Source organism: Acinetobacter sp. YH12236, from assembly GCF_013417645.1.
Classification (GTDB): Bacteria; Pseudomonadota; Gammaproteobacteria; order Pseudomonadales; family Moraxellaceae; genus Acinetobacter.
Genome location: NZ_VPDM01000053.1, coordinates 1 through 10,104 on the forward strand (window position 1 = coordinate 1; position 10,104 = coordinate 10,104).

A 10,104-nucleotide genomic window follows, 5' to 3' on the forward strand; every position below is an offset into this window, starting at 1 on the left:
AAAGTTGGGTGTATTTCTTCATTGTGTGCTTTCCAATTGCGAGTTGAAAAAGTCTAATGATTCTATGAATACACCTAACTTTTTCAACTAACTACAAATGTGTTGCACTTGGGATTTGAATCTGCGAAATGAATAAAAAATACGTTCATCAAAACTATCATTTCCCATCATAATTTCAATGCACTTCCATTTATCTATCGGAATATCATACGACTTATTTTGTAGTTGAGCATTTAAGGCATTTTCTACTGCGTTACGTGCTTTATTTTCGAGATCAAGATGATCTTCTGTTAACACTTCCCTACTTAATTCAGCACTTAACCATACTTCCATTCATACATCCTGTCATTATTCTTATTAAACACACTTAGAATCAAAAATAGATTCAAATAACTTCATAAATCTTTTCGAGACTCTTTTCTAAAATCACCAGATTTAAATCTACTAAAGGCTGTCCAACATCTGCATCCAGTGGATAACTCTCTGTTTTGCCGGTTTGGTGATAACCACGACGCTCATAATACGCGATTAATTCAATGCGAACATTAAGAACAGACATTCTAAGTTTTTTGAAAGGTATTTTTTCTCTAGAGTATTGCTCAGCGAAATCTAACAATATTCGGCCATAACCTGAATTTTGCCGGACTGGGTCAATAGCAAAACTGCCGATTTCAAAACAATCTGGGAAGTGTGTCAAACCAATGCAACCCACCAGTTGATCATCATTTTCCAAGACATAAAGTTCAACATCAGGCCGTGCTAAAAGCTCACTTAACTGAGCCTCATTAATTCGATCGCCTGAAACAATGCCATATTCATGCGTCCAACCTAAAGTAGATCGATAAGCTGTATTAATCAACTTAACAATGCTTTCAATGTCCGTAGCTTGGGCTAAACGAATATTGTTATTTTTCATTTTATAAATATAAAAAAGCCAGACCGAAGCCTGACTTTAATTTCATTTGCTTCTATAAAGCAAATTATTTAGGTTCAATTGGCTCAAACGGCGCAACGACATCGGCATTTTGTGCACGATGGCGCATGAAGTGATCCATCAAAACAATTGCTAGCATCGCTTCAGCAATTGGGGTTGCACGTACACCCACGCAAGGATCATGACGGCCTTTGGTCAGGACATCCGTATCTTCACGATTAATGGTAATGGTTTTACCCGGAGTTGTGATGGAAGCCGTTGGTTTCAACGCAATCGAAACACGAATATCCTGACCGCTAGAAATACCACCCAAGATACCGCCAGCATGGTTCGCCAGGAAGCCATCTGTTGTGAGTTCATCACGGGTTTCATGACCGAACTGCTCAGCGACACTAAACCCATCACCAATTTCCACGCCTTTCACGGCATTGATTGACATCATGGCATGGGCAATATCCGCATCTAAACGATCAAATACTGGTTCACCCCAACCCACTGGCACTTTAGAAGCAATGATCTCAAGGCGTGCGCCACAGCTTGTGCCTTGCTCACGTAATGAAGTTACCAATGCTTCAAAGCGCGGCACCGCATCAACATCACCACAGAAGAACGGGTTATTTGGAACTTCATTCCAGTCCAGTTTTTCTGCTTTTTCAGTACCGATCTGAGTCACATGACCACGGATTTCAATACCGAATTTTTCAAACAGGAATTTCTTGGCAATCGCGCCCGCTGCAACACGCATCGCAGTTTCTCGCGCACTTGAACGCCCACCACCACGATAATCACGAAAACCATACTTCTGGGTATAGGTATAATCTGCATGACCCGGGCGGAAAGTTTGCGCGATATTGCCATAATCTTTCGATTTCTGATCCGTATTGCGGATTAAAAGACCGATTGAAGTTCCGGTGGTTTTACCCTCAAACACACCTGAAATAATTTCAACTTCATCTGGTTCTTTACGCTGTGTTGCAAATTTTGAAGTACCCGGCTTACGACGGTCCAGATCCTTTTGCAAATCCGCTTCAGACAGTTCAATCCCGGGTGGAACCCCATCAATAATGGCCATTAAGCCAACACCATGAGATTCACCACAAGTCGTTACACGGAAGAGTTGCCCTATACTATTACCTGCCATGTCAACGACTCCTTATGAATTAACAGATTGAATGAATAAATCACGATATTGACGGCATTGGGCTGCAGTCAATGCAAAGATACCTGAACCACCACGTTGGAACTGCAACCAGTGGAAATCAACGGTATTGAAGTTTTGCTTCATCGCCCATTCAGAGTTACCCACTTCAATCACGATCAGACCATCTTCAGTCAGGTAATCAGCCGCTTGAGCCAGCATCTTACGTACTAGATCCAGACCGTCTTGACCAGCAGCCAAGGCCAGCTCTGGCTCATGATGGAATTCATCAGGAAGATCAGCCATATCCTCTGCATCGACATATGGAGGATTAGATACGATTAGATCATATTGGTTTTCAGCTGGAATTTTAGCGAACAGATCAGATTCAAGTAACGCTACTTGGTACTGCTTACTGTGATGTTCACAGTTAATCTGCGCCACTTCCAAAGCTTCTTTAGAAATATCGGTTGCATCCACTTCTGAATCCGGGAAAGCATAGGCCAATGCAATCGCGATACAGCCAGAACCGGTACACATATCCAGAATGCGTTGTGGAGTTTTTGGATTCGGGTTTTCTGGCAGGTTATTTACTGCTGCACCCATTTCACCATTTTCAGTCAGGCAATAAGGAGCAAAGCGGTTTTCAATCAGCTCAACGATTGGCGAACGTGGAATCAGAACACGCTCATCCACATAGAATGGCTTGCCGAAGAAATAGGCTAGATTCAATAAATAAGAGGTTGGAACACGTTCATTAATGCGGCGTTCTAGCAAGCTCAAGAACTCAGCCACTTCGCTTGGCAATAATTTAGAGTCCAGAATTTCAGGATCTGCATTCCAGTCCAGTGACAAGGTTTGTAGAACGAGCGCTGAACTTTCAGCAAAATAATCTTCTGTACCTTGACCTAAGTGCGCATCGTATTGACGTAATGCTGTAACCCCAAAACGAATAAAATCACGAATGGTAGTTAAATTTTCAGCGGCTTCCTGCAAATGTTCAGGGCTAATAGTCGGTCGATCCACTTAAGGCGTCTCCAAGGTCATTTTTTAAAACGCCTTATGATACCTTGTTTTGAGGTCTTTTATAATGCCAAAACCATGAAAAACCCGAATTCTCCATGGTTTATCAATGACAGATCTTCTGGATTTCAGACAGATTAGAATCCTGCTTTTTAAGATTTATCGCTATTTCCGGAAGGATTTATTAACTTAAAATCAGTTTAAGTACCGGCACGATAAGAACGCAATTGATACAAATTCGCTTGATCTTTTACCATCTCCAGCGCACATTGACCCTGTTTAATCTGGGCATATTGGGTATTCATGGTCAGCTTGCATTGCTGTGATAATTTACGTTGCCACACTGTATGCTGATCACGAATATTATTACGATAACCCGCATTCAATTTCAGATAAGTCTTATAGTTTTTCTTTAGACGTTTATTCTGTGCTTTTAATTCTTTTTTCACACATTTCTGCAGTTTAGCTGTATTGCCATAACTAAAGTTCATGCACTGGGTATATTCCTGAGAATAACCTGTAGCCGCCTGAACCTGTAATGCCATCGTCCCCAAACAACCTACCATTAATAAACATGCAAAACGCATAGTATCCCCTTCACCAAAACTGGCTTGTTTCCAATCAATATTGAATAATGAATCTTGTTTAAATTATTGCCTGATACTAACTGAGTCCTTGATAAAATCCTATATTTTTCTCGCTTAAAAAGATGTCACAGTTCTTTGGTTGAAACTTGATTTTATGGCCGCATATAATTCGGCAATGATGTCCAAACGAGCCCAGATCTTATGAGCTATAAGCACAACAATCTTATGGCCATGCGCCAGAACTACTGGAATGACCAGTTATCCAGTCAGGTGCAGCAGGAAAAGGTATTTTTACAAACCACATTAATGCAGCAAGGCGTATTTAGTAGCGCGACTTTGGAAGATGCCAAATACCTGTTTTTCAGCCTGCCAAGCATCATTATTGTGAAGGGTTATGCGCTGGGTTTTATGCATGAAACAGTCCAGAACCTAATTCATCAACATATTCAAACAAATAAACAACAGTTACAACAACGATCTGAATTAAAAATTCAATTTCAAATGTCATAATATTCACCCTACACTGGTCAAAACGGCAAGCGATATGCTCTTGCCGAGATTTTCACCGTGAATTCAGCGGCTTAAACTTTTTTAATACGTGCAGACACGGTAATATCCACTACAATGATTTATTCCGCTTTATGCTGATAAAAGGATTGAGTTTACATGTCAGATCAGAACGATAAGCTTAAACAATTGAAAACTTCCTCAATGGATCGACGCTTATCGATCGCAAAGGCATCTTTGCTGGCAGGTACGCGCTGGGCAGCATCCAGTGCGGGTTCTATGTTCTCGAGCGAAGAAGAAAAAGAAAGAAGACGCAAAAAAGCCATGAAAGAACAGGCCGATTATCTGGTTGCAGAAATTGGCAAGCTTAAAGGTTCAATTGTCAAAATTGGCCAGATGATGGCCCTGTATGGCGAACATTTTCTGCCAGAAGAGGTCACTCAAGCCTTAAATACGTTAAATAATAAAACAGTTGCTTTGGCGTGGCCGGCGATCAAAGCCCAATTACAACAGCAATTAGGTTCCAAGCTAGATGATCTGACGGTTGATCATGAGCCCCTAGGTACCGCCTCTTTGGCTCAGGTTCACCGTGCTGTACGCAAGTCAGATGGCATGGAACTGGTGCTTAAAATCCAGTACCCGGGTGTAGCTGAGGCTATTGATTCTGATATGAGCCTGTTTAAGAACATGCTCAAATTGACCCGTATGGTGCCGCAAACCCGTGAATTTGATCAATGGTTCGATGAAGTTCGTGAGATGATGCATCGTGAGGTCAATTATAAAATTGAGGCGGATACGACCCGTCGTTTCTGTAAACGTCTGCAAAATGATCCACGATATATCGTACCGACCATCATCGATAACTATTGTACTGACCGTGTTCTGTGTATGACCTTTGAACGTGGTGTACCCATCAATAGTCCAGTAATGCTGTCTCTACCACAGGAACGTCGTAATAAACTGGGTGAGGCTTCCCTTGAAATCGCAGTACGTGAGATTTTTGAATGGGGTGAGATGCAGACTGACCCGAATTTCGGCAATTATCTGGTACGTCTAGGGGATGGCGAAAATATTCAGGACAAGATTGTGCTTCTCGACTTCGGTGCAATCCGTCAGTTTGACCAGCATCTACTCAATGTAGCGCGTAACCTGATCCAGGCCGGTTATCATCATGATTCAGACATGATGGTGAAAGCCATGACCGGTTATGAATTCTTTGATTCTATTCCGCCTAGCATCAAACCGGATATGGCGAAAGTCTTCCTATTAGCTACAGAAGCCTTCAGCTCGCCAATGAACAATAAAGACTTGCCTCCAGGCGTGATGGATGAACATGACCGCTATAACTGGAAAAAAAGTCAGCTTCATAGCCGTGTGATGCAACAGGCTTCTAAATCCATGGCTTCACGTTATTTCAGTGTACCGCCTAAAGAATTTATGTTTATCAGCCGTAAGTTCATCGGCGCTTATACCTTCATGACAGTGATTGATGCGAAAACTAATGTACGTGCAATGATTAAACGTCATCTCTAATCGACTAAGTTATTATTAGCCTTATATAAGACCCGGATGATTTTGTCATTCGGGTCAATTTTTGATAAAAACCTAATTTTTCTTATTTTATTTTTCTATTTAGTTTCAATATTTTAATTCTTCAAATCCCCTCTTTATTTTAATTATAAATTGACAATGATTCATGTCATTGATGACATGGTTTTTTCTAGAACTGCATGTCAACATCAGGCAAATAAGATAACACCCCGTAGGATAATTAGAATGAACAATATGGTGAACAAAGCACAAGGATTTGGCTTGTCCATCCTGACCAAAGTGGCAGGAAGTGATTTACTCGACCAATTAAAGCTGCGTAAATTTTTAGAAAAATCTCTTTATCAAAGCTCTAAAGCAGGCTTTAAAACACTCAGCCAGACTCAGAAAATCCTGAAATCTGGTCAGAAAATTCAAAGACAACGTTTACCACATCAGTCTAAATCCCTGTTCGATCTGAATCTGACTGAAGAACAGCAAATGACCTGTGAGGCGATGCAGCAGTTTGCCAGTGAAGTCCTTTATCCTTTGGCACATGATGCAGATCATCATGAAATCTTTCCAGAGGAACTCTGGCAATATTCAACTGATCTGGGTCTTAATTTTTATGCGCTGCCTGAAACTCTAGGTGGCGTAGCTGCAGAACAGAATATCGTCAGTAATGTCCTGATGGCTCAACAGTTGGCTCAAGGTGATTTCAGTCTGACCGCCGGTCTGCTTTCTACCTTTAGTGTGATTAATGCCATTACCCGTTGGGGTTCAGAACAGGTTCAGACTGAGTATTTGACTGCATTCGCTGATGATCCTCATCTTAAAGCTACCTTCGCAGTACAGGAAGCAACAGCTGCCTTTAATCCTTATCAGTTAAAAACTCAAGCAACGTCGAATGGAGATCACTATTTAATTAATGGTGAAAAAACCTTGGTGATGCTCGGAGAAACTGCTGATATCTATCTGGTCAGTGCAGATCTGAATGGCAAAACCGAAGTATTTATTGTGCAACGCAATAATACCATTACTGCACAAAAATCTCCGGCTATGGGCTTGAAAGCCACTCAAACTGTGAATCTCAAATTTAATAACACACCGGCACAACGCTTGGGAGATGACGATTTTGATTACACCGCTTTTCTTGATCTAGGCAATTTAATGTGGTGTGCCATGGCGGTCGGTACCTGTGAAGCGGTTAAAAAATACTGTGTGCAATATGCCAATGAACGCACAGCCTTTGGTGAACCAATTTCCCATCGGCAAAGTGTAGCTTTTATGATTGCAGATATGGCGATTGAAATTGATGCCATGCAAATGCTGATCCTGAATGCCGCCAGTCTGGCAGAATCCGGGCAGGATTTTCATCGAGAAGCTTATCTGGCCCGTCTGCTCTGTGCAGAAAAATCCATGAAAATTGGCACAGATGGCGTACAGATTCTCGGCGGACATGGCTTCACTAAGGAACATCCGGTAGAACGCTGGTATCGGGACTTAAGAGCAACAGCAATCGTACATTCTGGCCTTCATGCCTGAGCAAAGAATAAGGAAAAAAATAAATGAACTTGCAAAATCCTAAAAAATTCAACTTGCTGATTGATCAGGCACATGAAGTTGCCCTGAATGTACTCCGCCCTATTTCACGCAAGTATGACAAAGCTGAACATGCTTATCCGAAAGAGTTGGATATGCTTGCCTCTGTCGTCGATGGTATGAACCAAGGCAGCGAAGGCATGAATGCAGGAGCTGCGGTCAATAAACGCGGTGATAGCGATGAAAGCAATAAAAATGGCGTCAATATGTCGACAGCACTTAGTATTGTCGAAATGTGTTATGGTGATACCGGACTGCTTTTATCCATGCCGCGTCAAGGGTTAGGAAATTCAGCCATTGCTGCCGTTGCTAATGACGAACAGTTGCAACGCTTTCATGGTATATGGGCAGCGATGGCGATTACTGAACCAGGCTGTGGTTCGGATTCAGCTGCCATTCGTACCACTGCCATTAAAGATGGTGATGACTATATCCTCAATGGTGAAAAAATCTTTGTCACCTCTGGCGAACGTGCAGATGCGGTTGTCGTCTGGGCGACTTTAGATAAAAAACTTGGCCGTGCTGCAATCAAATCCTTTGTCGTACCTAAAGGCACACCCGGCATGAAAATCGAGCGTCTGGAACATAAGCTAGGCATTAAAGCCTCGGATACGGCTGCAATTAGTTTTATTGATTGTCGTATACCTGCTGCTAATTTGCTTGGACATGCTGAAATTGATGTGGCCAAGGGTTTTGCTGGGGTCATGGAAACTTTTGATAATACCCGCCCACTCGTTGCAGCGATGGCAATTGGTTGCTCTAAAGCTTCTTTAGAGAGAACCAAGGAAATTTTTAAGGATCAGCTAGATTCTGAGTACCATACACCTTACTTACAAACATCGAATATTGCAGCGCAGATTTATCGTATGGAAGCCGAATGGGAATCTGCCCGTTTATTAATGTTAAAAGCTGCGTGGATGGCGGATAATCGTAAGCCTAATTCCCGTGAAGCTTCTATTGCTAAAGCCAAGGCGGGTCATATCGCGAATGAAATCACTTTGAAATGTGTCGAATTAGCAGCATCTATAGGCTATAACGAGGCAGAACTTTTAGAAAAATGGGCACGTGACTCCAAGATTCTGGATATTTTCGAAGGAACTCAACAGATCCAGCAACTGATTATTGCTCGACGTGAACTAGGTAAATCTTCAAGTGAATTAAAATAATAAAAAACTGGAAATACCGCTTCATTAAAGAATGAATCAACAAAAAGGATGGATTTTTTATGGTTTTCGGACTATAAAATTTCCATCCTTTTTTATGTCATAACCTATGTATTCTATTCGTCCTATACAACCTCAAGATAATGCTCAAATTGCCAAGATTATTCGTGAAGTTTCCGTAGAATTCGGACTTGCAGCAGAATCCGGTTTTGCTGTCGGTGATTCAATCCTGGATAACCTGTATGAAGTATATCAGCAGCCAAATGCAGCTTATTGGGTCATTATCGATGAGCAGGATCAAGTCTTTGGTGGCGGAGGTATTGCGCCATTACAGGGTGATCAGAGTATTCTAGAAATACAGAAAATGTATTTCTTACCCATTATTCGTCGTTATGGATTTGCAAAAAAGATTTTAAATCTGACCTTTGACTTTGCTCATGAGCAGAACTTTAAACAAATCTATCTTGAGACTACTGCAAGTCTTTGGCAGGCAGTGAAGCTTTACGAAAAATTAGGTTTTGAACATCTCGATCATCCCGAAGGCAATACAGGTCATAGTGCAGCTTGTGAAATCTGGATGCTAAAAACTTTAGACTAAGCTTTCTTGTGCATCTAAACACATACACTTTAAAGAAAAGCCTGAGATACAAATTCGACTGTTAATTGGCTTTTCTTTAAACAATTCTTCATAAAAAATTCATTATTCAATAAAATCTAATTTGTCTTTGTAAACAAATCATCTAATTTCTTGACGATTTTCATACATCTTCCTAAGATCAATCTAATTTTAAAAATACAGGGAAGCTGAAAGTTGTTGGGCAAATTTTCTGGCAAAAACTATTCATTATTAAAGGTCTTAAATCCTACTACTTTAAAAATTGGGATACTTGGTTTAAGTACAATATTAATAAGTGCTTGCTCCTCACTAGGAGGTAATTCCTTAGAAAAACGCTCTGCTAAACTGTCTCAAGGAATTCAGACTGCATATGCTGTGCCTGCGATAACTGCTACTCGCGTTTCACCTTTAATTATTCAAAATGCCGAAAGACATAGTCTAGATCCCTTGCTAGTAGCAGCCGTGATTCGACAGGAATCTACCTATCGCAGTCAGGTCGCTTCACCTGCAGGTGCTGTGGGTCTTATGCAAATTGTTCCGCGTTATTGGCAATCTACATGTGGACCTGATTTATTTAATGAAGCAATAAATATTGGATGTGGGAGTTATATTCTGTCACGTTATCAGGAATCTAGTGGCAGCCTAGAAAAAGCGCTGGGCTATTATAATGTAGGCCCTACTGCCTATGAGAAAGATCGGAAAATGCGTAAACAAGGCAAAAAATATGCAAAAGAAGTTTTAACGCACCAGAAGCAACTTAAAAAATCGATGTAATTAGAACGTACTAATGATTAATTAAATGCATTCCAGAAATATTAATCCATAAATAAAAAGGCTTAAATTTATTTAAGCCTTTTTCTATTTCATCTTTATTTCACGCATAAAAAAAGCCCCCTGCATGAGCAGAGGGCTTTTGGAATAATGAGCTGGCGATGACTTACTCTCACATGGGAGACCCCACACTACCATCAGCGCTAAGAGGTTTCACTTCTGAGTTCGGGAAGGGA

The 10,104-nt window shown here is 41.1% G+C and carries 11 protein-coding genes; 6 read left to right on the forward strand and 5 right to left on the reverse strand.

Annotation, left to right across the window (positions count from 1 at the left end; all coding sequences use genetic code 11):
• Nucleotides 1-87: 87 nt before the first annotated feature.
• The 5 genes from FTV14_RS15095 to FTV14_RS15115 all read right to left on the reverse strand — a co-directional run bounded on the left by FTV14_RS15095 (nt 88) and on the right by FTV14_RS15115 (nt 3,682).
• On the reverse strand, nt 88-333 hold the full coding sequence (locus FTV14_RS15095; protein WP_180054107.1) for a hypothetical protein: 246 nt from the start codon (nt 331-333) through the stop codon (nt 88-90).
• A gap of 52 nt (nt 334-385) precedes the next feature.
• Nucleotides 386-916: a GNAT family N-acetyltransferase gene (locus tag FTV14_RS15100; RefSeq protein ID WP_180054108.1), complete on the reverse strand. Its 531-nt coding sequence runs from the start codon at nt 914-916 to the stop codon at nt 386-388.
• 64 nt (nt 917-980) lie between these two features.
• Complete coding sequence (gene aroC / locus FTV14_RS15105) at nt 981-2,075, reverse strand: chorismate synthase (RefSeq protein WP_180002073.1); 1,095 nt, start codon at nt 2,073-2,075, stop codon at nt 981-983.
• A gap of 12 nt (nt 2,076-2,087) precedes the next feature.
• Nucleotides 2,088-3,098, reverse strand: a complete 1,011-nt coding sequence (prmB, locus tag FTV14_RS15110) for a 50S ribosomal protein L3 N(5)-glutamine methyltransferase (RefSeq protein ID WP_104426049.1) — start codon at nt 3,096-3,098, stop codon at nt 2,088-2,090.
• A 197-nt stretch (nt 3,099-3,295) separates the two neighbouring features.
• On the reverse strand, nt 3,296-3,682 hold the full coding sequence (locus tag FTV14_RS15115) for a lysozyme inhibitor LprI family protein (protein WP_180054109.1): 387 nt from the start codon (nt 3,680-3,682) through the stop codon (nt 3,296-3,298).
• Nucleotides 3,683-3,883: 201 nt separating this feature from the next.
• Between FTV14_RS15115 and FTV14_RS15120 the strand changes: the two genes are divergently transcribed.
• The 6 genes from FTV14_RS15120 to FTV14_RS15145 all read left to right on the forward strand — a co-directional run bounded on the left by FTV14_RS15120 (nt 3,884) and on the right by FTV14_RS15145 (nt 9,871).
• Nucleotides 3,884-4,192, forward strand: a complete 309-nt coding sequence (locus FTV14_RS15120) for a hypothetical protein (RefSeq protein WP_004785493.1) — start codon at nt 3,884-3,886, stop codon at nt 4,190-4,192.
• 156 nt (nt 4,193-4,348) lie between these two features.
• Nucleotides 4,349-5,722, forward strand: coding sequence for an AarF/ABC1/UbiB kinase family protein (locus FTV14_RS15125; protein WP_005235905.1), 1,374 nt, complete (start codon nt 4,349-4,351; stop codon nt 5,720-5,722).
• A gap of 252 nt (nt 5,723-5,974) precedes the next feature.
• Entirely contained in the window at nt 5,975-7,261 is a 1,287-nt protein-coding gene (locus tag FTV14_RS15130) for an acyl-CoA dehydrogenase family protein (RefSeq protein WP_180054112.1), read from the forward strand.
• Between the two features lie 23 nt (nt 7,262-7,284).
• Complete coding sequence (locus tag FTV14_RS15135) at nt 7,285-8,484, forward strand: acyl-CoA dehydrogenase family protein (protein ID WP_180054110.1); 1,200 nt, start codon at nt 7,285-7,287, stop codon at nt 8,482-8,484.
• Between the two features lie 106 nt (nt 8,485-8,590).
• A complete protein-coding gene (locus FTV14_RS15140) occupies nt 8,591-9,079 on the forward strand; it encodes a GNAT family N-acetyltransferase (RefSeq protein ID WP_180054111.1) in 489 nt (162 codons plus the stop codon).
• Between the two features lie 213 nt (nt 9,080-9,292).
• On the forward strand, nt 9,293-9,871 hold the full coding sequence (locus FTV14_RS15145) for a lytic transglycosylase domain-containing protein (RefSeq protein WP_166138226.1): 579 nt from the start codon (nt 9,293-9,295) through the stop codon (nt 9,869-9,871).
• The last annotated feature ends 233 nt before the right edge of the window (nt 9,872-10,104 follow it).